Annotated in this window: 21 protein-coding genes; 8 read left to right on the forward strand and 13 right to left on the reverse strand. The window is 64.8% G+C overall.

The genetic code is table 11. The features are described 5' to 3' along the window. Window positions 1-13 precede the first annotated feature (13 nt). Window positions 14-1522 (forward strand): acetyl-CoA acetyltransferase, encoded by a 1509-nt coding sequence (locus AC0L21_RS23050; protein WP_473264082.1) that lies wholly within the window; start codon window positions 14-16, stop codon window positions 1520-1522. A gap of 146 nt (window positions 1523-1668) precedes the next feature. Here AC0L21_RS23050 and AC0L21_RS23055 read toward each other — a convergent pair whose 3' ends face one another. From AC0L21_RS23055 to ltnD, 6 genes are all read right to left on the reverse strand, one after another. Continuing rightward, window positions 1669-2871 carry an efflux RND transporter periplasmic adaptor subunit gene (locus tag AC0L21_RS23055; RefSeq protein ID WP_473264083.1) on the reverse strand — a complete coding sequence of 401 codons (1203 nt, stop codon included), beginning with the start codon at window positions 2869-2871 and terminating at the stop codon, window positions 1669-1671. Further along, window positions 2858-6037 carry an efflux RND transporter permease subunit gene (locus AC0L21_RS23060; RefSeq protein WP_473264084.1) on the reverse strand — a complete coding sequence of 1060 codons (3180 nt, stop codon included), beginning with the start codon at window positions 6035-6037 and terminating at the stop codon, window positions 2858-2860. The genes AC0L21_RS23055 and AC0L21_RS23060 overlap by 14 nt, the downstream gene beginning before the upstream one ends. A 245-nt stretch (window positions 6038-6282) precedes the next feature. Next, window positions 6283-7974 carry a methyl-accepting chemotaxis protein gene (locus tag AC0L21_RS23065; RefSeq protein ID WP_473264085.1) on the reverse strand — a complete coding sequence of 564 codons (1692 nt, stop codon included), beginning with the start codon at window positions 7972-7974 and terminating at the stop codon, window positions 6283-6285. A 168-nt stretch (window positions 7975-8142) separates the two neighbouring features. After that, window positions 8143-9432, reverse strand: coding sequence for a 3-oxo-tetronate kinase (otnK, locus tag AC0L21_RS23070; RefSeq protein WP_473264086.1), 1290 nt, complete (start codon window positions 9430-9432; stop codon window positions 8143-8145). Then, entirely contained in the window at window positions 9429-10211 is a 783-nt protein-coding gene (gene otnI, locus AC0L21_RS23075; protein ID WP_473264087.1) for a 2-oxo-tetronate isomerase, read from the reverse strand. Before otnI ends, otnK begins: the two co-directional genes overlap by 4 nt. 14 nt (window positions 10212-10225) lie before the next feature. Beyond that, window positions 10226-11143: an L-threonate dehydrogenase gene (ltnD, locus tag AC0L21_RS23080; protein WP_473264088.1), complete on the reverse strand. Its 918-nt coding sequence runs from the start codon at window positions 11141-11143 to the stop codon at window positions 10226-10228. Window positions 11144-11246: 103 nt separating this feature from the next. On the opposite strand from ltnD, the gene otnC reads away from it, so the two are divergent. After that, a complete protein-coding gene (gene otnC, locus AC0L21_RS23085) occupies window positions 11247-11921 on the forward strand; it encodes a 3-oxo-tetronate 4-phosphate decarboxylase (protein ID WP_473264089.1) in 675 nt (224 codons plus the stop codon). Window positions 11922-12105: 184 nt separating this feature from the next. Here otnC and AC0L21_RS23090 read toward each other — a convergent pair whose 3' ends face one another. The 6 genes from AC0L21_RS23090 to AC0L21_RS23115 all read right to left on the reverse strand — a co-directional run bounded on the left by AC0L21_RS23090 (window position 12106) and on the right by AC0L21_RS23115 (window position 17687). Beyond that, on the reverse strand, window positions 12106-12810 hold the full coding sequence (locus AC0L21_RS23090) for an ABC transporter ATP-binding protein (protein WP_473264090.1): 705 nt from the start codon (window positions 12808-12810) through the stop codon (window positions 12106-12108). After that, window positions 12794-13525, reverse strand: coding sequence for an ABC transporter ATP-binding protein (locus AC0L21_RS23095; protein ID WP_473264091.1), 732 nt, complete (start codon window positions 13523-13525; stop codon window positions 12794-12796). Before AC0L21_RS23095 ends, AC0L21_RS23090 begins: the two co-directional genes overlap by 17 nt. Next, window positions 13522-14505: a branched-chain amino acid ABC transporter permease gene (locus AC0L21_RS23100; protein ID WP_473264092.1), complete on the reverse strand. Its 984-nt coding sequence runs from the start codon at window positions 14503-14505 to the stop codon at window positions 13522-13524. Before AC0L21_RS23100 ends, AC0L21_RS23095 begins: the two co-directional genes overlap by 4 nt. Continuing rightward, window positions 14505-15383 (reverse strand): branched-chain amino acid ABC transporter permease, encoded by an 879-nt coding sequence (locus AC0L21_RS23105; protein WP_026233279.1) that lies wholly within the window; start codon window positions 15381-15383, stop codon window positions 14505-14507. Before AC0L21_RS23105 ends, AC0L21_RS23100 begins: the two co-directional genes overlap by 1 nt. A gap of 154 nt (window positions 15384-15537) precedes the next feature. After that, window positions 15538-16782, reverse strand: coding sequence for an ABC transporter substrate-binding protein (locus tag AC0L21_RS23110; RefSeq protein ID WP_473264093.1), 1245 nt, complete (start codon window positions 16780-16782; stop codon window positions 15538-15540). Between the two features lie 89 nt (window positions 16783-16871). Further along, window positions 16872-17687: a putative hydro-lyase gene (locus tag AC0L21_RS23115; RefSeq protein ID WP_007607957.1), complete on the reverse strand. Its 816-nt coding sequence runs from the start codon at window positions 17685-17687 to the stop codon at window positions 16872-16874. A gap of 120 nt (window positions 17688-17807) precedes the next feature. Here AC0L21_RS23115 and AC0L21_RS23120 point away from each other — a divergent pair, with 120 nt between their 5' ends. From AC0L21_RS23120 to AC0L21_RS23135, 4 genes are read left to right on the forward strand one after another with little or no spacing between them, the layout of a single operon-like run. Beyond that, on the forward strand, window positions 17808-18725 hold the full coding sequence (locus AC0L21_RS23120; protein WP_473264094.1) for a LysR family transcriptional regulator: 918 nt from the start codon (window positions 17808-17810) through the stop codon (window positions 18723-18725). A 32-nt stretch (window positions 18726-18757) separates the two neighbouring features. Continuing rightward, a complete protein-coding gene (locus AC0L21_RS23125) occupies window positions 18758-20008 on the forward strand; it encodes an allantoate amidohydrolase (RefSeq protein WP_473264095.1) in 1251 nt (416 codons plus the stop codon). Window positions 20009-20020: 12 nt separating this feature from the next. Continuing rightward, entirely contained in the window at window positions 20021-20932 is a 912-nt protein-coding gene (locus AC0L21_RS23130; protein ID WP_473264096.1) for an NAD(P)-dependent oxidoreductase, read from the forward strand. A gap of 11 nt (window positions 20933-20943) precedes the next feature. Continuing rightward, window positions 20944-22017, forward strand: a complete 1074-nt coding sequence (locus AC0L21_RS23135) for a malate/lactate/ureidoglycolate dehydrogenase (protein WP_473264097.1) — start codon at window positions 20944-20946, stop codon at window positions 22015-22017. A gap of 161 nt (window positions 22018-22178) precedes the next feature. Here the strand turns inward: AC0L21_RS23135 and AC0L21_RS23140 are convergent, their stop codons facing one another. Beyond that, a complete protein-coding gene (locus tag AC0L21_RS23140) occupies window positions 22179-23252 on the reverse strand; it encodes a tartrate dehydrogenase (RefSeq protein ID WP_473264098.1) in 1074 nt (357 codons plus the stop codon). 157 nt (window positions 23253-23409) lie between these two features. Between AC0L21_RS23140 and AC0L21_RS23145 the strand changes: the two genes are divergently transcribed. Together AC0L21_RS23145 and AC0L21_RS23150 are read left to right on the forward strand one after the other, a co-directional pair. Continuing rightward, window positions 23410-24186 (forward strand): SDR family oxidoreductase, encoded by a 777-nt coding sequence (locus AC0L21_RS23145; RefSeq protein WP_473264099.1) that lies wholly within the window; start codon window positions 23410-23412, stop codon window positions 24184-24186. A gap of 131 nt (window positions 24187-24317) precedes the next feature. Further along, entirely contained in the window at window positions 24318-25736 is a 1419-nt protein-coding gene (locus AC0L21_RS23150; protein WP_473264100.1) for an amidase, read from the forward strand. Window positions 25737-25806: the final 70 nt, after the last annotated feature.

Below are 25806 nucleotides of genomic sequence, written 5' to 3' on the forward strand. Positions count from 1 at the left end.
GAACCACGAAGAAATGACCAATACCCCCGAAGACCGCATCCCCGTCATCGTCGGCGTCGGCGAGATCGTCGATCGCCCCAAGGAGATCACCGATGGCCTCGAGCCGCTCGACCTGCTCGAACAGGCGCTGCGGCGCGCGGAAGCAGATGCCGGCACAAGGCTGCTCGGCGAGGCGCAATCGCTCGACGTCGTCAACTTCCTGAGCTGGCGCTATCGCGATCCGGAAAAACTGCTGGCGCAGCGGCTCGGCATCACGCCTTCGCATTGCTATTACGGGCCGGTCGGCGGCGAGAGCCCGATCCGCTATATTCACGAAGCCGCAAAGCGCATCGCGCGCGGTGAATGCAGTGTTGCCGCAGTTTGCGGCGCGGAGGCACAGTCGACGGCGACCAAGGCCGAGCGCGCCGGCGCGAAGCTGCCATGGACGCCGTTCGCGCATGATGTCGAGGAGCCGAAGCGCGGCGCGGCATTCCAGAAGCCGCTGGCCGTGGAGCTCGGCGTGTTCCGGCCGGTCACGGTGTATCCGTTCTACGAGGCGGCCTCCTCCGCGCATTGGGGGCAGACGCCGCGCGACGCGATGGCAGAGTCTGGCGTGCTGTGGTCGCGCTATTCCGAAGCCGCCGCGCAAAATCCGAATGCCTGGCTGAAGCGGCGCTATGCGCCGGAGGAAATCGCGACACCGACGGCGGACAACCGCCTGATCGCCTGGCCCTACAACAAGCTCATGGTTGCCAACCCTAGCGTCAACATGGGCGGCGCGCTGCTGCTCACCAGCCTCGCCAAGGCGCGTGCGGCAGGCATTGCCGAGGACAAGCTCGTCTACCCGCTCGGCGGCGGCTCGGCCGAGGAGCCGCGCGACTATCTGTTGCGCGACCAGTTTTACGAGAGCCATTCGCAGAACGCCGTTTTGAAGGCCGTGATGGATCTCGTCGGCGGCGACGGCAAGACGTTCGACGCGATCGAGCTCTATAGCTGCTTCCCGTGCGTGCCCAAGATGGCGCGGCGGACGCTGGGCCTGGGTGCGGACGTGCGGCCGACCGTGACCGGCGGCCTCACCTTCTTCGGCGCACCGCTCAACACCTACATGACGCATGCAGCCTGCGCGATGGTGCGGCGTGTGCGCGACGGCGCAAAGCTCGGCCTGCTCTACGGCCAAGGCGGCTTCGTCACCAAGCATCATGCGCTGGTGGTGTCGAAGGTGCCGCCGCGTGAGGCATTGGCACAGGAGACGAGCGTGCAGGCGGCGGCAGACAGCAACAGGCGCGCGGTGCCGGAGTTCGTCACGGATGTCTCGGGCAAAGGCAAGGTCGAGAGCTTTACGGTGCTCTACGGCCGGGCCGGCGATGTCGAGCACGGCGTGGTGATGCTGCGGACGGAAGACGACAGGCGCACGCTGGCGCGGATTCCGGCGAGCGACACGGCGACGCTGGCGCATTTGCTCGACATGAACAGGACGCCGGTGGGTTCGCTGGGCGAGATCACGGTGGCCGCCGATGGCGTGCCGGAGTGGCGGGCGGCGTAGTGGTCTCCCTCGCCCCGCTTGCGGGGAGAGGGTGGGGTGAGGGGGAGTCTCCGCAAGGACGGTGAGAGTTGGACTCGCGGAGAGTCCCCCTCACCCGATCGCTTCGCGATCGACCTCTCCCCGCAAGCGGGGCGAGGTGAAGAAACCTACCCCTTCGGCGCCTGCTTCTCGGACGCGGTCGCCGGCTTGCCCTTGGCGCCGGCGCCGGTCACGCGGACCTGGTCGCCGTCGGAGAGGCCATCCGGTGGTGCCGTGATGACGCGGTCATCCGCTGCAATTCCGGAGGCGAGCTCGATCTCGCGGCCGAGATCACGGGCGATGGTCACGGGCTTGAACAGCACCTTGTCGTCCGGACCGACGGTTGCGACGCGCAGGCCGTTGCCGTTGAAGATCAGCGCGCTCGCGGGAATGCTGAGCGGCGCGGCATCGCGCTGCAGGCTGAGCTTCACGCTGGCGTAGCCACCGGGCATCAGCTCGCCTGAGGAATTGTCGAGACCGAGTTGCATGCGCGTCGTGCCGGAGGCGACATCAACCGCCTGGGAGGAGGCCTCCACCGTCGCCTGGAAGGTCCGGTTCGGATACTCCGGCAGCACGATGGCGGCCTTGGCGCCGATCTTGATCGCGGGCACGTAGTTCTGGGGAACGTTGATGTAGACGCGCAGCTTGGTGATGTCGGAGACCACGAACATCGCCGGGCCCGAGCCGCCGCCTGAATTGATCAGCGCACCGACGTCGGTGTCCCGCGCCGTAACCACACCGTCAAACGGAGCGGTGATCTTCTTGTAACCGGCGAGCGCCTCGAGCCGCTCGACATTGGCCTGGCCCGAGCGAACCGCCGCGTTCTTGTTGGAGAGATCGGCGGTACGCTCGTCGATCTCCTGCGCGGAGACGAAGTTGGAGGCGACCAGCGTCTTGCGGCGGTTGAGGGTGGCTTCCGACAGCCTGGCGCTGGACTGCTGGCTGGCGAGGTCGGCGCGGGCCTGAAGCAGTTGCTGGTCGAGGTCGGGCGCCTCGATCTCGGCGATCACCTGACCGGCCTTCACCCGCGCACCGATGTCGGCGCTCCAGCTTTTGAGATAGCCGGGAACGCGGGCAAAGATCGGCGCGCGATAATAGGCTTCGAGACGGCCCGGCAAGTCGATGGTCGAATTGAGAGCCTTGCCATTAGGCAGCGTCACCGCGACGCTGGGAACGGCCTGGTCATCGGTCCATGCCTTCAGCCTTGAGCCCTGCTCCTCGCGGGCACGGATGCCGGTGCCCACGACCAGCCCCGCCGCGATCAGCGCCACCACGCCGAAAATGCCCAGTTTCCGGTGCGACACCGGGGAGCGGGATTCAGTGGGCGACATGCGGGGTCTCCAGGGAGGCGGCCGCTTTGGCGCCTTGCTTCTTGTGTACCATGCTGAACACCACGGGAACAAACATCAGCGTGGCGAAAGTTGCAAAGATCAGGCCGCCGATCACGGCGCGGCCGAGCGGCGCATTCTGCTCGCCGCCCTCTCCGAGCCCCAAGGCCATCGGCGCCATGCCGATGATCATGGCGAGCGCGGTCATCAGCACCGGGCGGAACCGGACGAAGCCGGCTTCCAGCGCCGCGGCGATGGGATCGCCGAGCTCTTCGTAGCGCTCGCGCGCGAACGAGATCACGAGTACGCTGTTGGCGGTGGCAACGCCCATGCACATGATGGCGCCGGTCAGCGCGGGCACCGACAGCGTCGTCTCCGTGGCGAACAGCATCCAGACGATGCCGGCGAGCGCGGCCGGCAGCGCCGTGATGATCACAAAGGGATCGGACCAGGACTGGAAGTTCACGACGATCAGGAAATAGATCAGGACGACCGCTCCGAGCAGGCCGAACAACAAGCCGGTGAAGGCGCTGTTCATGGTCTGCACCTGGCCGAGCAGCACCACGGAAGAGCCTTTCGGCACCTCCTTCGCGGTGTCGGCGATCACCTGGCGGATGTCGGTCGCGACCGCACCAAGATCGCGGCCCGATGTCGTGGCGAAGATCTGCACCATCGACTGGATGTCGTATTGCGAGACCACCGCGCTCGAGGTCGAGCGCCTGATATCGGCGATGCCGCCGAGGATCGGCGACTGCGAATTGCCGACGGCCGTGATCGGCAACGTTTGAAGCGCGCTGAGCGAATCCATCTGGTATTGCGGCGTCTGCATCACGATCGAATAGGACACGCCGTTATCCGGATTGAGGTAATAGGTCGGCGCCACCTGCGAGGAGCCGGCAAGGTTGACCACGAGACTGTTGGTGACGTCGCGCTCGGTCAGGCCTACATATTGCGCGCGGGTGCGGTCGACATCAATGTTGAAGGTCGGATTGTTCGGCGACTGCTGGATGCGCGCATCCGCGACGCCGGGAATCCTGCGGACCCTGGCCAGCAGATTGTTGGCGTACGCGAAGTTAGCGCTGAGATTGGCACCGCGGATCTGCAGGTCGATCGGCGCCGGCGCGCCGAAGTTCAGGATCTGGCTGACGATGTCGGCGGGCAGGAAGGCGAAGCTGACGCCGGGGAACAGCCGCGGCAGTTGCTCACGCAGCACGCGCACATGCTCCTCCGTCGGCTTGTGGCCTTCCTTCAGCTTGATCTGGATGTCGCCATCCTGCGGGCCGATCACGCCGGTGTTGTTGTAGGTCATGTTGATGCCGGAGATCGGCATGCCGATGTTGTCGGTCAGCGTGTCGATCTCGCCCGGGATCAGCTTGCGGATCGCCTTCTGCACGTCGGCGAGCTGGTTTGCGGTCTCCTCCACGCGGGTGCCGACCTGGGTGCGGACGTGCATCAGGATGTTGCCGGCATCGACCGCGGGGAAGAAGTTGCGCCCGAGGAACGGCACCAGCGCGAACGACGCGCCGACCACGCAGAGGAAGCCGATCACGAACACCGGACGGTGCGCGAGCGCGAGCCGGAGGAAATTGTGATAGCCACCGCGAATGCGCTCGAAGCGAGCCTCGAAACCGCGCTGGAACCAGACCAGGGGATTGCGCGACTTCGGCGGACCGTCCTCGTGGTGGACATGCGCCTGCAACAAATAGTTCGCCATGGTCGGCACCAGCGTGCGCGACAGCAGGAACGACCAGATCATCGCGAACATCACCGCTTCCGCCATCGGCACGAACAGGAAGCGCGCCACGCCGGTGAGAAAGAACATCGGTACGAACACGATGCAGATGCACAGCAGGGAGACAAAGGCCGGCGTCACGATCTGGTTGGCGCCGTCGAGGATCGATTGCTCGACCGGCTTGCCTTGCTCCAGATGGTAGTTGATGTTCTCGATCGTCACGGTGGCGTCGTCGACGAGAATGCCGACCGCGAGCGCGAGGCCCCCGAGCGTCATGATGTTCAGCGTCTCGCCGATCGCCGACAGCATGATGATGGCGCCGAGCACGGAGAGCGGGATCGAGACCGCGATGATCACGGTCGAGCGCCAGCTGCCGAGGAACAGCAGGATCATGACGCTGGTGAGCAGCGCCGCGATCACGCCTTCGAACGCGACGCCTTCGATGGCGCCCCGGACGAATACCGACTGGTCGCCGATGAAGCCGATCTTGAGCGCGTCCGGCAGCTGGTCCTTGACGTCGATCACCTTCTGCTTGATGCCCGCGATGATGTCGAGCGTCGAGGTCGCGCCCGCCTTCAGCACCATCATCAGCACCGAGCGGTTGCCGTCGACATGGACGATGTTGGTCTGCGGCGGGTTGCCGTCCCTGACGGTCGCGACGTCGCGCACATAGACCATCGCGCCATTGACGGCCTTGATCGGCAGATTGCCGAGCTCGTCGATCTTCAGCGGCGAGTTGTTGAGCTGGATGATGTATTCGAACTGCCCGATCTTCTGGGTGCCGACCGGCGTGATCAGGTTCTGGGCCGCCAGCGCATTGGCGACGTCCTGGCCGGACAGGCCCCTCGCCTGGAGCGCGGTCGGGTCGAGGTCGATTTGGATCTGGCGCTGCTTGCCGCCGAACGGGTACGGGATCGCGGCGCCAGGCACGGTGACCAGCGGCGTACGGAGCTGGTTGATGCCGATATCGGCGAGGTTCTGCTCGGTCAGCCCGTCGCCCGACAGCGCCACCTGGACGATCGGCACGGTGGAGGCGGAGTAGTTCAGGATCAGAGGCGGCGTCGCGCCCGGCGGCATCTGCTTGATCAGCGTCTGCGAGATCGCGGTGACCTGCGCATTGGCGGTGCGGATGTCGACGTTCGGCTGGAAGAAGATCTTGATGATGCCAAAGCCGTTATAGGAATTGGCGGTGATGTGCTCGATGTCGTTGACCGTCGTGGTCAGCGCGCGCTGGAACGGCGTGGTGATGCGGCCCGACATCTGGTCGGGCGGCAGGCCGGTGTATTGCCAGACCACCCCGATCACGGGGATGCGGATGTCCGGGAAGATGTCGGTCGGCGTCCGCAGCGCCGCCAGCGGTCCGATGATCAGGAGCAGGAGCGCGAGCACGACAAACGTGTAGGGCCGGCTCAGGGCAATACGGACCAGAGCAATCATTCGTTGGGCAATTCCAGATCAGGGACCGGAAACACCGCCCCCGCGGGTTCCTCGGCTGATTTACCTGAAGACCGCACAAATGGCCAACGACGCTGCGGCACCTGCGGTAACTTCCCTGCTATCGCACTGCGAAATCGCATTCCAGATATGCAGCTCAGGCCCGAAAGATGACAGAAGCCGCTGTTCCCCGCGTAAAAAAAGCGGCGTCCGCGGACGCCGCTTTCAGGAATTCCGTGCCTGCCAGCCTAGGCCGCGCGGACGTTGGTCAGGAACTTGCTGACTTCGGTCTTGAGCCGGTTCGAGTCGTTCGACAGCATCTGCGCCGCCGACAGCACCTGCGAGGAGGCCGTGCCGGTCTCGGTCGCGCCGCGCTGCACGTCGGTGATGTTGGAGGAAACCTGCTGGGTGCCCTGCGCTGCCTGCTGGACGTTGCGGGCGATCTCCTGGGTCGCCGCGCCCTGCTCTTCCACGGCCGCCGCGATCGCCGACGAAATCTCCGACAGACGCTCGATGGTCGACGAGATCTCCTTGATGGCGCCGACCGAGTCGTTGGTCGCCGCCTGGATGCCGGAAATCTGCTGGCCGATCTCACCGGTCGCCTTCGCGGTCTGCTCGGCGAGCGCCTTCACCTCGGAGGCGACGACCGCAAAGCCGCGGCCGGCTTCGCCGGCGCGTGCGGCTTCGATGGTCGCGTTCAGCGCCAGAAGGTTGGTCTGGCCGGCGATGGTGTTGATGAGCTCGACGACGTCGCCGATGCGCGAGGCTGCCTTGGAGAGCTCGCTGACGCGTTCGGTGGTGGTGCGCGCCTGGCCGACGGCGTCGCCCGCCATCCGCGCAGATTCCTGCACCTGACGGCTGATCTCGCCGACCGATGAGGCCATCTCCTCGGTGGCCGAGGCCACCGACTGCACGTTGGTCGAGGCCTCCTCCGACGCTCCGGCAACCGTGGTCGCCAGCCGCTGGGAGCGGTCGGCGGTCGAGGTCAGCGTCGAGGCCGAGGCCTCCAACTGGGTCGACGCCGACGACACGGTCTGAACGATCTCGCCGATCATCGTTTCGAATTCGCGGGTGATGTTGTCGACGCGGCGGCCGCGCTCGATCTTGGCTTCGGCATCGGCGGCGGCAGCCTCGTCGGCGGCCTTCTTGGCGATCAGCGCTTCCTTGAAGATCTGGAGCACCTCGGCCATGGCACCAATCTCGGTCTTCTCACCGCGATGAGGGACTTCGGCGGAAAGCTCGCCCTTGCCCAGCGCCTGCATCGGCTCAATGATCGAATTGATGCCGCTGGAGACGTCCTGGACGAGGTAGAAGCCGACGCCGATGCCGATGATCACGGCTGCGCCGAGGATGATCGAGACGAGCATGAAGGCATAATAGTAACTGTTGGCGGCATCCTGCGCGGCCTGGTCGCCACCCTTGGTGTTGAGCTCGATGTCCTTGCGCAGGATCTCGTCGGCCTGAAGCCCGATCTTGTTGACCGTCTTGGTGTTCAGCTCATGCGCCTCGTGCGGGACCTTGCCGGCCTCCTTGCGCGACAGCGCCATGACCTCCTGGGTGCCTTTCTTGTAATCGTCCCAGAACCTGGACCATTCACCGTAGAGTGCCCGTTCTTCAGGCGAGGTAATCATGTCCTCGTAAGTTTTGCGGAATTTGGTGTTGGCCTCGATCACGGTCGCAAGCGTCTTCTCTGCCGCGAGCTTCTCGTCCAGCGTTTCCGACAGCATGTGCTCCCGGATGACGTTGCGGTAAGTGATGACGCCGGCACGCAGGTCGCCGAGCACGCGCACGCTGGGCATCCAGCTCGTGGTGATGTCGACGGTGTTGGCATTCATCGACCGCATCTTCATGACGGCGAGCAGGCCCATGCCGGCCATCGCGACCAGCAGGAACGCCACGACACTGATGATCTTGGCGCGGATGGAAATGGTGGCGAGCATATGGAGTCTCTTTGTGCTGGCGCGGCGGCGCGTCCGGAAGTCTACGAATCAACCTAAGGGAGCAGCACCGACATCCAACACCAGAGCACCTGAGCAGACGTTAACGACGACTCCGTACGAGTACGGAAGCCTGAAACAAGTGAACACGACGCTAAAAAAGCCCTGCGCTCAGCGCATGAGCCTAAGCGCATCGGAGAAAAACTCGGGCCCGCCGAAATTTCCGGACTTCAAGGCGAGCAGCATGTCGCCTTTTTCAGCACCGACCGCGCGCAGCACCGGGACGCCCGCCGCAATCTCTACTCCGACGAGAAATCCCGGAATCTTCAATCGGTCGACCACGGCGCCGGATGTCTCCCCGCCGGCAACGACCAGTCGCTTGACGCCGGCCTGCACCAGACCTTGGGCAATGTCGGCCATCGCCTGCTCGATAGCGTGCCCGGTCGAGTCGCGGCCGTGGCGCGCCTGGAGCGCGGCGACCTGATCCGGTGTCGAGCTCGACGCGATCAGCACCGGACCGTCCGCCAGTCGCGGCTTCGCCCAGGCCAGCGCGCGCTGCGCCTCGTCCTCGCCCGTAGTAATACGGTCCGGATCGAGATGCAGCACCGGCATGACGCGCTCGGCATTCGCGATCTGCTGAAGCGTCGCCTGCGAGCAGCTTCCGGCCAGGCACGCCGCCGGTCCGCCGACCGCTCCCCCCGCCTCGCTGCTCGCCGCTGTCGATTTGACCTTGCCTGTCGAGACCAGCGCTCGCGCCAGCCCAAGACCCATGCCGGAGGCGCCGACCGACAACCGATGCTGGACAGCGACGAGGCCGATGGTTTCGAGGTCGTGGTCGAACACGGCGTCGATGATCGCCGCGCCAATGCCCTTGCCCGCGAGTTCGGCGAGCCGCGTCCGCACGGCATCCGCGCCGCGCGTGACGGTGGCGAGGTCGATGAGGCCGATTTGCGCCTTGCTCTGGCGCGCCAGCACGCGCACCAGGTTGGAATCGTGCATCGGGTTGAGCGGATGGTCCTTCAGCGGGCTCTCGTTCAACGGCACGGCGCCGACGAACAGGTTGCCCTGGTAGACTGTGCGGCCGGTCTCCGGAAACGCCGGCGTCACCAGCACGGCCGCCTCGCCGCAATCGGCGCGCAGCGCGTCCATCACCGGGCCGATATTGCCGGCATCGGTGGAATCGAAGGTCGAGCAGATCTTGAACAGCACGTGGCCGGCGCCACGGCCGCGCAGCCATTTGTCCGCCGCACGCGAGCGCGATACGGCAAGACCGGCTTCGATCGAGCGGCTCTTCAAGGACACCACGACGGCGTCGACCTCGGGCAGCGCGAGATCGTCCGCGGGCACGCCGATGGTCTGCACGGTGCGCAAGCCGGCGCGCGTCAGCGTGTTGGCGAGGTCGGAGGCGCCGGTGTAGTCGTCGGCAATGCAGCCAAGAGAGATTTTCGCTGCAACTGTCACGACTTCACTCCCGCATAAGGCTTGAACCAGGCAAGGCCGTCGGTGGTCTTGCCGCGCGGATTATATTCGCAGCCGACGAAGCCGGCATAACCGAGCCGGTCGAGTTCGTCGAACAGGAACGGATAGTTCAGCTCCTCGCCATCAGGCTCGTTGCGCGAGGGGATGCTGGCGATCTGGATGTGGCCGATCACCGGCATCATCTCGCGCAGCCGCATCGTGACGTCGCCATGGATGATCTGGCAGTGATAAATATCGAACTGCAGTTTCAGGTTCGGAAGCCGCAGCTCCTGGATCAGGTCGCGCGCGAAGCCGAAATCGTTGAGGAAATAGCCGGGCACGTTGCGCGCATTGATCGGCTCGAGCACGATGTCGATGCCGTGCGGCGCAAAGAACTCGGCGGCCCACGCCACTGATTTGTAGAACGCCTCGATGGCGACGCGCTCGCCACGGTTGGCGATGCCCGCCATCAAATGCAAACGCTTGACGCCGGTTGCCTTGGCGTAGGGCAGCGCGGTCTCCAGGCTCGCCTTGAGCTCGGGGAATCGCGACGGGAGCGCCGCAAAGCCCTTCTCGCCGGCATTCCAGTCGCCCGGCGGGAGGTTGAACAGCGCCTGGGTCAAGCCGTTGCGCTTGAGCCGCTCGCCGACCGCCTCGGCCGGATGCTCATAGGGAAAGAGAAACTCGACCGCCGTGAAGCCGGCTGCCGCAGCGGCATCGAAGCGGTCGAGGAACGGCACCTCGGTGAACATCATCGAGAGATTGGCGGCAAAACGGGGCATCGGAATCCTCTTGTCTACTTGTCGCCGGGCAGCTTCACGCCGGTGACCTGCGCATACATCCGCGCCACCGACGCATCGTCGTCGCGGCCCATGCCGGCGGCTGATGTCATCAAGAACATCTGGAGTGCTGCGGCGGAGACCGGAACCGGGAATCTGGCACTGCGCGCCATGTCCTGGATGATGCCGAGATCCTTGACGAAGATCTCGACCGCACTGCGCGGCGTGTAATCGCCGTCGAGCACGTGCGGCATGCGGTTCTCGAACATCCAGGAGTTTCCGGCGGACGCCGTGATCACCTCATAGACCTTGCGGATATCAAGACCCTGCTTGGCCGCGAACGCGATCGCCTCGCTGGCCGCGGCGATATGCACGCCGGCGAGCAACTGGTTGATCATCTTGAAGGCGGCGCCCTGGCCTGCGGCATCGCCGAGCTCGTAGAGCTTTGCGGCCATGGCATCGAGCGCGGGCCGCGCTTTCTCAAACGCAGCCGGACTGCCGGAGGCGAGGATCGTCAGCTCGCCCTGCGCTGCGCGCTGCGCCCCGCCGGAGATCGGCGCATCCAGATAGTGCCGGCCGGTCGCCTCCAACTGCTTGGCGAGACGCCGCGCCACGTCGGGATCCATGGTCGCCGACGACAGGAAGACGCTGTCCTCGGCCATGGTTTCGGCGACGCCATCCTTGCCGAACAGGATGGTCTCGGTCTGCGCGGCATTGACGACGACGCTGACGACGATGTCGGCGCCTTTGGCGGCTTCAGCCGGCGTCTTGGCGCCGGCGCCGCCCTCCGTCACGAAGCGCGCGACCGCATCAGCCGAGACGTCGCAGCCGGTGACGACATGACCGGCGCGCTTCAGCGAAGTCGCCATGCCAAACCCCATCGAGCCGAGCCCGATGACGGCGATGCGCTGATTCTGTGACGTGGAGGCGGACATGCAACTGATCCTTGCGACGTTTCCCGGACGGCCGCCCTTTGCGGCAGCTTGGCAACCGATTAACACGGCTTGGCCGCGCTGCCAAAGCGTGAGACAAACGGACATGACGGCCATGAGCAACGAGACACGGCTCCGCGAAGACATTTGCCGCTTCGGACGGTCCCTGTTCGAGCGTGGGCTGACGCCCGGCTCCTCCGGCAATATCAGCGTCAGGCTGGACGGCGGCGGCTGGCTGGTGACGCCGACCAATGCCTCGCTCGGCTTCCTCGATCCCGCAAAACTGTCGCGGCTGGACGATCAGGGCCGACTGGTTTCGGGCGATGCGCCGACCAAGGAAGTTCCGCTGCACAATGCGCTCTACGCCACGTGCGGGAGCGCAAGGGCGATCGTGCATCTGCATTCCACCCATTCGGTCGCGCTGTCGATGCTCCCGGAGATCGAGCCGCGCGCTGCGCTGCCGCCGATGACCGCTTATTATCTGATGAAATGCGGCGCCACCGCGCTCGTGCCTTATTACCGCCCGGGTGATCCCGCGGTCGCCGATGCGATCAGGGGGCTGGCGGGGAAATACTCATCCGTGCTGCTCGCCAATCACGGCCCGGTCGTCGCGGGCGACACGCTGGAAGCAGCGGTGTTCGCGACGGAGGAGCTGGAGGAGACGGCGAAGCTGTATCTGTTGCTGCGCGGGATGAACCCGCGGTATTTGTCGCCGGAGCAGGTGATGGATCTGATGAAGGTGTTTGGGCTGCCCCTGCCGGAGCATGGGCACGAGCATTGAGCCTCGTGCAGCCGAGGGCGAACTAACACCGCCCTACTCACCGCTGTCATTCCCCGCGAAGGCGGGGAATCCAGTACGCCGCAGCTTCTCGGCTCAATCACAACGGCCTCTGGAATACTGGATCGCCCGCCTTCGCGGGCGATGACGCCGAGTGTGTTGCGCGAGCGTGCCCAACACTTCGCGGCTACAGCCCCAGATACGCCTTGCGCACGTCCGGATTGCCCTTGATCTCGCTTGCCGCACCCTGCATCAGCACGCGGCCGGTTTGCAGGATGTAGGCGCGGTCTGCGATCTCGAGGCACTCCGCCATGCGTTGCTCCACGATCAGCACGGTCATGCCGGCATCGCGGATGTGCTTCACAGCCTGGAAGATCTCGTCGACAAGCTTCGGCATGATGCCCTGTGAGGGTTCGTCGAGCATCAACAGCCGCGGGCGCGTCATCAGCGCACGGCCGATCGCGAGCATCTGCTGCTCGCCGCCGCTTAGCGTCTCGGCGCGCTGCTCCAGGCGCTCGGAGAGGCGCGGAAACAGCTGGAACACGAGATCGAGCGGGCTCTCGCGGTCGGCCTCGCCGCGGTAGAGATAGCTGCCGAGGCGCAGATTGTCGCGCACGGAGAGGCGCGGAAACAAGCGGCGGTTCTCCGGCACATAGGCGATGCCCGTGGCCGTGATATGATGCTGCGCCATCCCGTCGAGGCGCTTGCCGTCGAACGTCACCGTACCCGAACGCGGGCGCTCGGCGCCGGCGATGGATTTGAGCAGCGTCGACTTGCCCGCGCCGTTGGCGCCGGCGACGCAGACGATCTCGCCCTTGGCGACCTCAATGCTGACCGCGGAGATCGCGACCAGGCCCTGATAGGCGGTCGTGACTTCACGCACCGACAGCATGACGATCTCCCAGATATGCGCTGATCACCTTGGGATCGCGGACGATTTCAGTGGGCTTGCCCTCGACCAGCACCTTGCCGAGGTCGAGCACGATGGCGCGGTCGACCAAAGGCATCACGATCTCCATAACGTGCTCGACCATCAGCACGGCAATGCCGGCGTCACGCACCTTGCGCACCAGCGCGACACCGGTCTGCGCCTCGGTCGGCGTAAGACCAGTGAGGACTTCGTCGAGCAGCAGCAATTTCGGTTCTGTTGCAAGCGCGCGCGCGACTTCGAGGCGGCGCTTTTCGGCCGGCACGAGGTCGCTCGCGAGCACGTTGGCGCGCGCGGCAAGGCCGGTGAACTCCAGCACCTCATGCGCCTTGCGGCGGGCCTCGCGCATTACGGTGTTGCGCACGAGAGCGCCGACGATGACGTTGTCGATAACGGTCATAGTCTCGAAGCTCTTGACGACCTGGAAGGTGCGCCCGACGCCGCGCTGGCAGCGCTCGGCGGCCGGCATGCTGGTGACATCCTCGCCGTCGAACCAGATCGAGCCTTGCGTCGGCGGCAGCACGCCGGCGATGAGATTGAACAGCGTCGACTTGCCGGCTCCATTCGGGCCGATCAGGCCGACGATCTCGCCGCGGCCGACCGAGATCGAGACGTCGCTGTTGGCGACGAGGCCGCCGAAGCGCTGCCAGACGCCGCGGGTTTCAAGCAGCGGGGTCATCGCGTGGCTCCCTTCCGCTTCGCACGAGAGAACAGGCTCACCAAACCCTGCGGCAGGGCGAGCGAAATCAGCACGATCAGCGTGCCGTAGACGATCAGGTCGACGCCGCGGCCCGAGCCGCCGATATAGGAGCGCGTCAGCTCCGTCATCGGGATCAGGATGGCCGCCCCTAACACGGGTCCCCAGAGGGTGCCGATGCCACCGAGCACGGCCGGCAACGCCATCAGCAGCGAGAACTGGAAGCCCATGACGCTTTCAGGATCGATATAGGCGAGAAACTGCGCATAGAAGGCGCCGCCAATGGCAACGAGGAAGGCGGAGACGGCAGCCGCGCCCATCTTGGAATTGAACACGACGACCCCGAGGCTCTCGGCCGCTTCCGGATTGTCCTTTACCGCGCGCCACCAGAAGCCCCATTTGGAGTCCTCCAGCCACCAGGTGACGAACCAGGCGAGGCTGCACAGCACCAGTGCGAAATAGAAGTACGGCAGCTTGCTGCGCATGAACTGGAATTTCAGCCAGCTGTCGCCGCGCACCGGAATGGTGATTCCCATCGCGGCCCCCGCCCATTCCCAGTTCTGGAACAGCAGCAGCCCGATCTCGGCGATGACGATGGTCGCGATCACGAAATAATGGCCGCGCAGGCGAAAGAAGGGATAGCCGAGCCCCATCGCGATCGCGGCCGCGACTGCGCCGCCGGCGAGCATGCCGAACCAGGGCAGCACGCCGAACTTGGTGAACAGCAGCTCGGTGGTGTAGGCGCCGATGCCGAAATAAAGCGCATGTCCCAGCGAGATCTGGCCGCAATAGCCGGAGAGAATATTCCAGCTCTGCGACAGCGCCGCATACATCAAGGTCAGGATCAGGATGTTCTGGACGTAGACGTCCTTGATGAGCAGGGGAGCGACCGCCGCCAGGGCGGTCAGCACCGCGGCGATGATGAGGTCGCGGCGGCGCCGCGCGGCAAAATCCTTGTCCATCACATCGATCCGAACAGGCCGCGCGGCCGGATGAAGACGACCAGCAGGTAGACGGCGTAGATGCCGACCGATTTCAGCGACGGCGGCAACACCAGCGCGGTGGTGGCCTCGACCAGGCCGACGATGATCCCGCCGGCGAAAGCGCCGAACACGCTGCCGAAGCCGCCGAGCGCGACCGTGACGTAGGCGATCAGCGCAAAGGACGCGCCGACGTCGGGATAGATATAGAAGAAGCTCGCCATGATCGCTCCGGCGAGACCGACCAGCGCGGCACCAAGCCCCCAGCCGAGCGCGAACACGCGATTCTTGTCGATGCCGACGAGGGCCACCGCGCCGGGATCTTCACGGGTGGCCTCCAGAGCGCGACCGAAATCGGTGCGATGGATGAAGAAGTAGAGGCCGGCAAAGGCCAGGATCGAAACCAGCGCACCCATGAGCTGCGGCTCGGGCAGGAAGACGCCGGCGATCGAGATCGTCTTGCCACCGAGCCAGGACTGCGGAACGCTGCGATAATCGGGCGTGAAGAAGAATTGCGCGAGGCCGCGCATCACGATGGCGAGGCCAAAGGTGGAGAAGATCTGCACCATGCCGGCATTGGCCTTGGCCCGCATGGCGAAGCGTACGATCAACAAATAGACGACCGCTCCGAATACGAACAGCGCGGCGGCCACCAGCGGCGCCGACAGCAAGGGGTCGATGGCGAAGAACGTGAACAGGAAGAAGCTCACATACATCGCGATCATCAGGAACTCGCCATGGGCGAAGTTCACGACGTCCATCAGGCCGAAGATCAGCGCGAGACCGACGGCGATCAGTCCGTAGAGCAGGCCCATGAGAAGGCCGCTCGCGAGACTTTGGATAATGGTTTGGGCTGTCAAAAGTCTGTCCCCCGAACTACGTCCTCATCCTGAGGAGCGCGCACCGCGCGCGTCTCGAAGGATGGCCCAGCCCTCGTCCTTCGAGACGCGGGCTGCGCGCCCGCTCCTCAGGATGAGGGCGGGAGCTACGATCTGTGCTCCCGCTCGCCGTGTCTTACTTCATCGGCCAGATCGCCTCGGCGATCGCGGCCTGCGGCGGGAAGATGGTGACGAACTTGCCGCCGACATATTGCAGCAGCACAGGGTCAGCGTCGTTGTTCTGGCCCATCTCGTCGAACTTGACGCGCTTCCAGGGCATGATGGTCTGCTCGCCCGGGATGTCGGTGGCGGCGAGCGCGTCGCGGATCTTCTCGCCGTCGGTCGACTTGGCGCGGCTGATGGCGTCGGCGAGGATGATCAGGCCCATGAACTGACGCGAGGTGAGATCGTTGAAATCCTTGCCCGACCGCGTCTTGAACATCTCGTTGATCTTGCCGACCATCGGGCGCTTCTGCGCGAGGTCGAGCGAGAAGGTGCCGCGCGAGATCACGCCTTCGAGCTTGTCGCCGACGGCGTCGTAGAGCGCCTTCTCGGAGAAGCCGGCGTCCTGCGCCACGATCGCGTTCGGCTTGTAACCGAGCTCGCCCATGGTCTTCACCAGCAGGATGCCATCGGTGGTGTAGCTCGAGGGCATCAGCACGTCGGCGTTCGCGCTCTTGAGTTGCTGCACCTCGGCCGAGAGCGAGGGCGAGTTGGCGCGATATTTGATGTCGGAGACGATCTTGTAGCCACGCTCGCCGGCGATCTTGGCCTGGGCGTTGCCGGAATCGGTGCCGAAGATGGTGTCCTCGTGGAACAGCGACAGCGTCTCGATTTTGGTGCCCTTCTTCTTCAAGGCATCGAAGAAGTCGAACATCGCGGCCGAGTACATCTCGTCGTGCGGGGAGGCGCGGAAGTAATATTTGAGGCCGCGGCGATGCAGGCTCGGCGAGGAGTTGTCGGCGGAGACGAACGGGATCTGGTAGCGCTCGCAGATCTGGCTGACGGTGACGGCGACCGCGCTCTGATAGGTGCCGATGATGGCGCAGACCTTCTCCTGCGTGATCAGGCGCTCGGCTTCGGCACGGCCCTTCTGCGGATCGGCCTGGTGGTCGGCGAAGACGAGGCGGACCTTGGCGCCGCCGAGACCCGGCAGGCCCGCGCCCTTGGCCAGCGGCAGGTCGAAATCGGTGTCCTTGTTGATGACCTCGAGCGCGGTCTCATACGCCTTCTGCGCGTCGACGCCCTGCTGCGCGCTGCCGCCGGAGAACGGATAGATCACGCCGATCACGACTTCGGAAGTCTGTGCGCGTGCTGCCAGCGGCACCAGCGCGGCCGTAGCGGTGGCTCCCAACAATACGTCGCGGCGAGTGATCGTCATGGCAAAGTCCCCTGTTACTGAATTTCGGCTGATCGAATGAAGCGATTGATGGATGCGGTAAAGCTCGAAGAAGCAGCAAACGCTGCCCACTAAATCACGGCCATGGTCCTGTTCTTGAGATCCGTCACCAGCATCAGGCCCGGCGAATGCGTGATCGCGAACGGCAGCCTTGCGGCGTTGATAACCGATTGCGGCGTCACGCCGCAGGCCCAGAACACCGGGATCTCATCGTCGGCGACCGGCACCGGATCGCCGTAATCGGGCTTGGCGATGTCCTTGATGCCGATCAGATGCGGATGGCCGAGATGCACGGGCGCGCCGTGCACGGCCGGATAGCGCGAGGTGATCTGCACCGCACGGATCGCATCCGCCGGCTTGAACGGACGCATCGACACCACCATGGGACCGGCGAAGGGACCGGACTCGCCGCAGGCGATGTTAGTGCGATACATCGGCACGCGCACATTGTGCTCGATGTGGCGGATCGGCATGCCCTCGTCGAGCAGCGCCTCTTCGAACGAGAACGAGCAGCCCAGCACGAAGGTCACGAGATCGTCCCGCCAGTATTTGGTGACGTCGGTCGGCTCGTCCACGACATCGCCGTCGCGCCAGACGCGATAGCGCGGCACGTCGGTGCGGATGTCGAGATCGGCGCCAAGCGCGGGGATGTGCGGACTGCCGACATCGGACATGCCGATGATCGGGCACGGCTTGGGATTGAGTTGGCAGAAGCGGTGAAAGGCGCCGGCATGTTCCGCCGGCAGGATCGCCAGATTGCCCTGGACGAAGCCGGGGGCGACGCCGGCGGTGGAGGCGACCAGCCCCTCGCGGTAGGCAAGCCGCGCCTTGCGGCTCGGGAGCGTGTCGGGCGTTTCAGTTTGCTGCACTGCCACCAAAACAGTCATGAGATCGACCTGCCTATAAACTCGACAAAGACAAGCCAACACCACGCGTGCTATAAAGTCTAATCTTCCTTTCTAATCAATATCGATAAATTTCTTTTATCGAGCAGGAAAATCCCTCCAATGCTGGACTTCAGATCGATCGAGACGTTCCTTTGGGTTGTGAAGCTCGGCAGCTTTCGCGGCGCCGCAGCACGCCTCAACACGACCCAACCGGCGATCTCGCAGCGCATCGCCCAGCTCGAGCGCGAGATGGGGGTGAAGCTGTTGAACCGCGACCACCGCGTGGCCTCGCCGACGCCAAGCGGCCGGCAGATGATGGTCTATGCGGAGAAGCTGATCGGCCTGCGCGCCGCGATGATCGCCGAGATCGGCGACCGCTCGGCGATGCGCGGCGTGATGCGGCTCGGCGTCGCCGAAACCATCGTGCACACCTGGCTGCCGCGGCTCGTAAAGAGCATGAACGAAGTCTACCCGAACCTGTCGCTGGAGATCGAGGTCGACATCACGCCGAACCTGACCGCGCGCCTGCTTGCGCAGGAAATCGAGCTTGCCTTCGTCGTCGGTCCGCTCTCAGCCTCCGGGGTGCACAACCGCGTCCTCGCCGACTATCCGATCGGCTTTCTGGCGAGTCCTTCGCTCGGGCTCGGCAAGGGTCCAGTGACGCCGGCGGATCTCGCGCGCTTTCCGATCATCACCTTCCCGCGCAAGACCAAGCCTTACGAGGTCGTGCGCGAGGTGTTCGACCGGCCGGAGCTGCCGCCGATCCGGCTGCACGCCTCCGCCTCGCTTGCGACCGTGATTCACATGGCGGTCGAGGGCCTCGGCATTGCCGTGATCCCCGACGCCATCGTCGAGAGCGAGCTCGCAGACGGGCGCCTGCAACTGCTCGACACCGATCTCAAAATCGCGCCGCTGACATTCACCGCCAGCTGGCTCGCCTCGCCCGATGTCGTGGCGGTGGAGCGGGTCGCAGAGCTTGCATGTCAGATTGCGCAGGGCAGCCTTACAGTTGACGCGCCCGCGCCGGCGCGTCATTGAAACAGGCGCCGGATTACTGAGAGACTGACCGCATGAGCCGAGCCGCCACCAATTTGCAAATCGATTCCGCCCGCCTCTGGGGCTCCATCCACGAGACCGCGCAGTTCGGCGCGACGGCCAAGGGCGGCGTGCGGCGGCTGACGCTGAGCGCCGAGGACAAGCAGGTGCGCGACTGGTTCCGCAAGGCCTGCGAGGACGCCGGCTTAGAGGTGCACACCGATGCGCTCGGTTCGCAGTTCGGCCTGCGCAAGGGACGCGACATGTCGAAGCCGCCCGTCGGCATCGGCTCGCATCTCGACACGCAACCCACCGGTGGCAAGTATGACGGCATTCTGGGAACGCTCGGTGCGCTGGAAGTGATCCGCACGTTGAACGACGCCGGGATCGAGACCGAGGCGCCGATCTGCGTCGTCAACTGGACCAACGAAGAGGGCTCGCGCTTCGCTCCCGCGATGATGGCCTCCGCCGCCTATGTCGGCGACTTCACCACCGACGACATCCTGTCGCGCAAGGACGCCGACGGCACCACCGTCGGCCAGGCGCTCGACGGGATCGGCTATCGCGGCGACAAGCCGGTCGGCTTCCAGAAGCTCGGCTGCTTCGTCGAATTGCACATCGAGCAGGGCCCGATCCTGGAAGCCGAAGGAAAGACCATCGGTGTCGTCGATTCCGGCCAGGGCGTACTTTGGTACGACGGCAAGATTTCCGGCTTCGAGAGCCATGCCGGGTCGACGCCGATGCCGCTGCGGCGCGATGCGCTGGCGACGCTGTCCGAGATCGTGCTGGCGATGGAAGCCATTGCGAAGAGGCATGGGCCAAAGGCAGTCGGCACCATCGGCGAGGCCGTGATCGCAAACCCCTCGCGCAACGTCATTCCCGGCGAGATCGCCTTCACGATGGATTGCCGCAGCGCCGATGGCGCGATCATGGATGCGCTCGATCGCGATCTTCGCAGCGCGATTGCCGAGATCGCCGCACGCCGCAAGGTCGAGGTGAAGATCGACCTGGTCTGGCGCAAGCCGCCGACGCATTTCGATCCCAGATTGATTGCGGCAGTCGAGAACGCGGCAAAGACGCTCGGCTACTCCTCTCGCCGCATCACCTCCGGCGCGGGCCACGATGCCTGCAACCTCAACACAATCATCCCGGCCGCAATGGTGTTCGTGCCCTGCAAGGACGGCATCAGCCATAACGAGCTCGAAGACGCCACGCAGCCCGATTGCGCCGCGGGCACCAATGTCCTCATGCACACGGTGCTGGCGATCGCCGGCGTCGCATCCTGACCGGAGAGAACCATGCGCGGAGTTTTCGTCGACGCCAATGAAGCTCTCGCCATGATCATGGAGCGGCTGGAGCAGCCGGGCGATCCCAAGGTGCGGATCCACAGGGATCCCGACATCAAGCCCGAACAATATCCTGAAATCCTCGACGGCGCCGAGATCGCGATCGTCGACCACACCGCGCTGCCGACCGATGTCGCAAAGAAGTGCGCAGGCCTGAAGCACGTCGTGTTCCTCGGCACCGGCGCCCGTAGCTACATGAACCCGGAGGAGCTCGCCGAGCTCGGCATCTCCGTGCACCTGATCAAAGGCTACGGCGACACGGCGGTCGCGGAATGCGCGATCGCGCTGATGTGGGCTTCGGCCCGCGTCATCGCGATGATGGACCGCGAGATGCGCGGCGGAAACTGGCTCCGCGAAGACGGCATGCAGCTCACCGGCAAGACGCTCGGCCTGATCGGCTTCGGCGGTATTGCCGCTGAAGTCGCGCGCATCGCCTCGGGCAGCGGCATGAAGGTAATCGCCTGGAACCGCTCGCCGAAGAGCTATCCGGGCGTGGAATTCGCCGATCTCGATACGGTGTTGGCGAGAGCAGACGTCGTGTCGCTGCATCTGCTGCTCAACGACGAGACGCGCGGCATGATCACCCGCGAGATGATCGCGAAGATGAAGCCGGGCGTCATCCTCATCAACACCGCCCGCGCTGCCGTTGTCGATGAGATCGCCATGATCGATGCGCTGAAGTCGGGCCACATCCGCCATGCCGGCCTCGACGTCTTCAACATCGAGCCATTGCCCGGCGATCATCCGCTGACGAAACTGCCAAACGTGACATTGTCGGCGCATTCGGCGTTCCGGACCCCGGAGGCGAGCGAGAACCTGATTGGCGCGGCGTGGGAGCACTGCCGCCGGATCGTGAAGGGATGAGAGCACCAACAATGGCCGACTATCGCACCATCAAGGCACAGCCGCTCATCGAAGCCATCAGCGCCATCGTCAAGGCCGGCGGCTCCACGGACCGCGAGGCCGAGCTCGTATCCACCAATCTGGTCGAGGCCAATCTCAAGGGACACGACTCCCACGGCGTCGGCATGATCCCGCGCTATGTCCAGAGCGTCACCACGGGCGGCCTCGCCGTGAACCAGCACGTCAAGATCGTGCTCGACACCGGTCCGCTTCTCACCCTCGACGGCCTCACCGGCTACGGCCAGGTGATCGGCCATGAAGCGATGGAGCTGGCGGCCGAGCGCGCCAAGCGCAACGGCGTGTGTCTCGTGGGCCTCTCCAATTCGCACCATATCGGGCGCATCGGCCACTGGGCCGAGCAGTGCATCGACCACGGACTGGTCTCGATTCACTTCGTCAACGTGATCTCGCGCCCGATCGTGGCGCCGTGGGGCGGCAGCGATGGGCGCCACGGCACCAACCCGTTCTGCGTCGGCATCCCGCGCGCGGGCAAGGACCCCATCGTGCTCGACTTTGCCACCAGCAGGATCGCGCAGGGCAAAACCCGCGTCGCCCACAACAAGGGCGTCGAGCTCGAGCCCGGCACGATCATCGACAACGAGGGCAAGCCGACCACCAACCCGCGCTACACCGTGATCCCGCCGCACGGCGCCATCCTGCCGTTCGGCGAGCACAAGGGGTCGGGGCTCGCGCTGGTGTGCGAAATCCTCGGCGGCGCGCTCTCCGGCGGGCAGGTGGTCAAGGGCCCCTCCGACGGCAAGCACAACGTCCTCAACGGCATGCTCTCGATCGTCATCGACCCGAACAAGCTCGGCACCGCCGAGAATCTCGCGCGCGAAGTCGAGAGCTTCGTCGCCTGGCACACCGGCTCGCCGCCCGCCGCCGGCGTCGACAAGGTGAAGATCGCCGGCGAGCCCGAGCGCGAGACGAAGAAGAAGCGGCTGGCTGAGGGTATTCCGGTCGATCCGACCACCTGGCGGGATATTTTGGAAGCTGGGAAGCAGTTTGGGCTGGATCAAGCCGCGATTGAGAAGATTGCGGGCTAAGTCATTACAACCGGTGTCGTCCCGGCGAAGGCCGGGACCCATAACCACAAAAAGCAGTTTGACGAAGGCTCGGAGTTACCAGCTTCACTCCACAACCACTCCCTGGGGTTGTGGGTCCCGGCCTTCGCCGGGACGACCCCGTACGTAGTTGGTGACTCGGCTTAATCCACCATATCCGCAACCGCCTTGCCGCAAGCCGTGGTGTCGGCGTTGCCGCCGAGATCCTTGGTGCGGAGCGTGCGCTCCGCCAGCGTGCGCTCGATCGCCTCGACGATCGACTTGCCGGCTATCTTCTCGCCGAGATGCTCGAGCATCATCGCGCCGGACCAGATTGCGCCGATCGGATTGGCGATGCCCTGCCCCGCGATGTCGGGTGCCGAGCCGTGCACCGGCTCGAACACCGACGGGAAATTGCCCTCGGGGTTGATGTTGCCCGACGGCGCGATGCCGATGGTGCCGGTGCAGGCCGGGCCGAGATCGGACAGGATGTCGCCAAACAAATTGGAGCCGACCACGACGTCGAACCAATCCGGGTGCAGCACGAAGTTCGCCGTCAGGATGTCGATGTGGTACTTGTCCCACTTCACGCCCGGGAACTTCTTCGCCATCGCCTCCACGCGCTCGTCCCAATAGGGCATGGTGATGGAGATGCCGTTCGACTTGGTCGCCGAGGTCAGGTGCTTCTTCGGCCGCGACTGCGCGAGTTCGAACGCAAACTTCAGGATGCGATCGACGCCGATGCGGGTCATCACCGTCTGCTGCGTCACAAACTCGCGGTCGGTGTCCGGGAACATGCGGCCGCCGACGGAGGAATATTCGCCTTCGGTGTTCTCGCGCACCACCCAGAAATCGATGTCGCCGGGCTTGCGGTTTGCCAGCGGCGACGGTACGCCCGGCATCAGCCGCACGGGGCGCAAATTCACATATTGATCGAACTCGCGGCGGAACTTGATCAGCGAACCCCAAAGCGAGACGTGATCCGGAATCTTGGCCGGCCAGCCGACCGCGCCGAAGTAGATGGCATCGTGCTTGCCGATCTTATCCTTCCAATCGTCCGGCATCATCTGGCCGTGCTTCTCGTAATACTCCCAGGACGAGAAGTCGAAATGATCGAAATGAAGCGACACCCCGTGCTTCTTCGCCGCGGTCTCCAGAACGCGCAGACCTTCGGGCATCACTTCCTTGCCGATGCCGTCGCCGGGAATGACCGCGATCCGGTATTGTTTCTTGCTCATCGAGAACGTCCTTGATTGCTCCGGCAGCCGCCGCCTTTTTGACCGCACTGCAATGGACCAAACGCGGCGGCAGTGCAACGCTGCACTGCAATGTTGACCATGGCGCGGCCGACCGCCTACTGATTTTATTCCCGTTCCTCTCCTGCGAGTTACTCCCATGGATCTGCATCTGCGTGGCAAGCGCGTCCTGATCACGGGCGCGTCCAAGGGCATCGGCGCAGCTGCCGCCGAGGCCTTTGCCGAGGAAGGCTGCCATCTCCTCCTCGCCGCCCGCAACGGCGATCAGCTCAAGGCTCTGGCCGAGCGCTTGCGCTCGGCGCACCAGATCAATGCCGCCACGAGCATCGTCGATTTGCGTAAGAGCGAGGATTTGGCGCGGCTCGCCAAGGAAGCCGCCGACATCGACGTCCTCGTCAATAATGCCGGCGACATTCCCGGCGGCTCCATCGACAAGATCGACGAGGCGACCTGGCGCCACGCCTGGGAATTGAAAGTGTTCGGCTACATCAACCTCACGCGCATGATCTATGCGCAGATGAAGGCGAAGGGCGGCGGCGTGATCGTGAACGACATCGGCGCGGCCGGCGAGAAATTCGACGCCAACTACATTTGCGGCAGCGCCGGCAATGCCGCGCTGATGGCCTTCACCCGCGCGCTCGGGGGCAAGAGCCTCGCCGACAACATCCGCGTGGTCGGCATCAATCCCGGCCCTGTGGGCACCGACCGTCACGTCACCTTGCTGAAGACGCGGGCAAAGCACCAATTCGGCGACGAGAGCCGCTACAAGGAATTCCAGAAGAGCCTGCCGCTCGGCAGGCCTGCGCATGCGCGCGAGATCGGCGACCTCATGGCGTTCCTGGCGTCAGATCGCGCGGGCTACACGTCAGGCGTGATCTACACGGTGGACGGCGGCATCAGCGCGGGATGGGGTTAAGTTAAGTCTGTCCACGTCATTGCGAGCGAAGCGATGCAATCCAGAAATGTATCTGCGGCAAAAGTCTGGATTGCTTCGTCGCTTCGCTCCTCGCAATAACGGAGCCTAGAACAAGCACAGGAGTAAAATAGTTGTCTCAAGACCTGATCCGCGAAACCGCGTGCACCGTCGTCGACAAGCTGCGGTCCGGCGACGTCTCGCCGCTGGAGCTCTTGGATGTGCTGGAGAAGCGCATCGGTCAAGTCGATGGCAAGGTCAACGCGCTGCCGACGCTGTGCTTCGATCGCGCGCGGGATAGCGCAAAGGCGCTGATGCGGAAGCCGGCCGGGGCGCGCGGATTGCTCGCAGGCCTGCCGCTGCCGATCAAGGATCTGACCGATGTTGCTGGCGTGCTGAACACCCAGGGCTCGCCGATCTTCAAGGACAACATCCCGGCGACGTCCGATATCCTAGTCGAAAATCTCGAGGCCAACGGCGCGGTCGTCTATGCCAAGTCGAACACGCCGGAGTTCGGTGCGGGCGCCAACACCTTCAACGAGGTGTTCGGCGCAACCCTCAATCCCTGGGATACGTCCAAATCGGCAGCCGGCTCGTCAGGCGGCGCGGCCGTTGCGCTCGCCACCGGCATGGCCTGGCTCGCGCAAGGCTCCGACATGGGCGGCAGTCTGCGCAGTCCGGCAGCTTTCTGCGGCGTCGTGGGCATGCGGCCGAGCATCGGTCGTGTCGCGCACACGCCGAAAGCGGCCATCGACCGCAATCTCGGCGTCGTTGGCCCGATGGCCCGCAACGTCGAGGATCTCGCGCTGCTGCTGGATGCCATGAGCGGCGATTATGCCGCCGACCCGCTGTCATTGCCGGCGCCCTTGGCGTCGTTTCTCTCGGTAGCGCAGTCAGGCAGCAAGCCGAAGCGCATCGCCTACTCGCCAGACCTCGGTATCACGCCGGTCGATCCCGAGGTCAAAGCGATCACGCGAAAGGCGGGGGAACGCTTTGCCGAAGCCGGCGCCATCGTTGAGGAGGCGCATCCGGATTGGCGCGAGGCGCATGAGTGTTTCCACGTGCTGCGTGCGTTCGACTTCGCGATCAGCAAGGCGCAGCTGCTGCGCACCAAGCGCGACCTGCTCAAGCCCGAGGTGATCTGGAACATCGAGGAAGGCCTCAAGCTCACTGTCGAGCAGCTCGAACGCGCCGAGGCGCAGCGCGTCGGCATGACCGCGCGCGCGATCGAGTTCTTCAAGAGCTACGATCTGCTGCTGGTACCGACCACGATCGTGCCGCCCTTCCCGATCGAGCACCGCTATGTCGCCGAATGCGCCGGCAAGAGGTTCGACAACTACGTCGAATGGCTCGGCATCGTCTACGCTATCACGCTCGCTTGCTGTCCGGCGCTGTCGCTGCCGTGCGGCTTCACCGCATCGGGACTTCCGGTCGGCCTGCAGGTCGTCGGGGCTCCGCGCGCGGATGCGCAGGTGATCGCCGGTGCGAAGACGCTGGAGGATATCCTGGGCCTGCGCGGCACGACGCCGATTGATCCGCGAGTGAAGAAGTAGGCCTCCGCTCTCGTGCCCCGGACGCGGCGCAGCGCGTCGCGCTGCACCTTGTCCGGGACAAGAGAGATAG

This window comes from Bradyrhizobium sp. WSM4873 (assembly GCF_055811355.1).